Raw genomic sequence first — 1,857 nt, forward strand, 5'->3', positions numbered from 1 at the left:
GGCGGTTCCGGGTATTGCGCCGACCGGGTCCACGGCACCACGTGTGGGCCGCTCGGGTCCTGGGTTGCCAGGAGTTCAGCGATCCACTCCGAATAGTCGGCATGATCGGTGGCGATGTGCAGGATGCCGCCGGGCTGGAGGCGGTCGGCAATTAATGCGATGGTGCCGGACTGCAGAAAGCGCCGTTTGTGGTGGCGGGATTTGGGCCACGGATCGGGGAAGAAGACGCGCACTCCGGCGAGGCTGTTCGGCTCGACCAATTCGGTGAATACGACGGTCGCATCGCCGCGAATCATCCGGATGTTAGTCAGGCCGCCGCGGTCGACGAGCCCGATCAGTTGCGCCAGACCCGGCTGATACACCTCGACGGCCACGACATCGTGGCCCGGCTCCGCGGCGGCCATCGCGGCAGTCGAGATCCCGGTGCCGCTGCCGACCTCGATGATCAGCGGGGCCGCGCGACCGAACCAGGTATCGGCGTGCAGCGGCGGCTCGGTGGCGGCGCCCGGCCCGACCTGCAAATCGCGGCCTAGCGTCGGCCACAACTGTTCCCAATTGCGCTGCTGGCCGGGAGTCAGGGCGCCGCGTCGAAAGCGGAAACTCGTGACGCGCGGATAGAGGCGCGAGCGGTCGGTATCCGTCGGCGGACCGGCGGTGGCGTCGGTACTCATTTGACCATCGTCCCGCATGTGGGCCCGTTGGCGGTATTCGACGGTGGAATCAGGTGGCCGAGCGTACCGTTTCACCCAGCCCCGACTCGGGGTTCGACCTTGGGGGAGGTTGGCAGATGGGGGACACATTTTCGCCTTCCGGCGCGCCGTCGGTGCGTCGGCTTCGGTCCGCGGTGACCGGGCATCGGGGAACCGGCCGGGACACCGTCGCCGCAGCACTGACCGACTGGTTTGGAATCGCTGCGGCCCGCTCCGACCATTCGTCCGACGCGGATCTGGTGGTGCATGTACTGGGGGCCGGGGTACGCGACTGCGACCGCCGTTTTCTGACCCACCTGGCGGTGCCAGTGGTGGTCGTCGCGGGTAAAGCCGATCTGCGCGGACCCGATCAGGCGCACTGGCGGCAGGCGTCCGCCGAACTGGCTGCGCGAGCGTCCGGGGAACTGGCGTTGCCGGTCCACCCGGTATCCGGGCTGCTGGCCCGCGCGACGATCAGCGAGGAGTTACTGGCCGATCTGGACCGCTGGCTGCGGGCGGACATCGCGGTGCCGCCGATTGCCGCCGCCTTTGCCGACGTCGCAGAGAAGGCCGAACGACGACGACGCGCCACCGCGCTGGTCTCGCTCGGTACGGCCGGTCTCCGCTGCGCCCTCGCGGTGCGGGCGGAGCACCCGTCCCTCGCTGCTGGTGCCCTCACCCGGGCACTGCGCGCCAGCAGTGGTTTCGGGGCGCTGGTCGAGCCGATTCGGGCGCACGGACCGGCGATAGCCGAGGTTCGGGCGGGTCGCAGGCGCCGGAATCTGGCGGTGCGGGCCGCCGGTTGTCTCACCGATCGTGACGAGCTGGAACGTGGTGCGCTGGCCGGAGTGCCGGAGTGGGGGTCGCGGTGATGGACCGGCCGGGGATCCTGGTGGTGGGGACGGTCGGGGCCGAGCCCGCGGAGCTGGTCGCGCGCCTGCAGGATCTGGTCGCGCCAGCCGAACCTGGTGAAGTGGCCCGGGTGCTGGCCCTGGACCTGTCGGTTGCGGCAGGCTGCGAAGAAGACGCACTGCTGACCGAACTGCACCGCGCGGCCGGACCGGTCGCGCTGGTCGGGGTGGGTGCCGGACGAGTGATCGGTTGGCCGCAGCAGTTGGCCGCCACCCGCGACCGGCTGGACCCGCAGCACCGAATGCCGGTGTTCGCC

Annotated in this window: 2 protein-coding genes and 1 pseudogene; 2 read left to right on the plus strand and 1 reads right to left on the minus strand. The window is 70.3% G+C overall.

The genetic code is table 11. From position 1 onward, the window contains the following. Positions 1-689: tRNA (guanosine(46)-N7)-methyltransferase TrmB (gene trmB, locus WAW85_RS05775; protein ID WP_422558689.1), on the minus strand; the 689-nt coding region annotated here is incomplete at its 3' end. A 98-nt stretch (positions 690-787) separates the two neighbouring features. Between trmB and WAW85_RS05780 the strand changes: the two genes are divergently transcribed. Both WAW85_RS05780 and WAW85_RS05785 read left to right on the plus strand, forming a co-directional pair. Beyond that, complete coding sequence (locus WAW85_RS05780) at positions 788-1,561, plus strand: hypothetical protein (protein WP_422558690.1); 774 nt, start codon at positions 788-790, stop codon at positions 1,559-1,561. After that, positions 1,546-1,857 (plus strand): annotated as a pseudogene (locus WAW85_RS05785) (hypothetical protein); the annotation flags it as partial. The gene WAW85_RS05780 and the pseudogene WAW85_RS05785, both read left to right, overlap by 16 nt.

The sequence above is a fragment of the Gordonia sp. (in: high G+C Gram-positive bacteria) genome, from assembly GCF_049299075.1.
Classification (GTDB): Bacteria; Actinomycetota; Actinomycetes; order Mycobacteriales; family Mycobacteriaceae; genus Gordonia.

Coding starts and splice junctions, on each gene's coding strand:
- WAW85_RS05780 (WP_422558690.1), top strand. CDS start 788: ATGGGGGACACATTTTCGCCTTCCGGCGCGCCGTCGGTGCGTCGGCTT.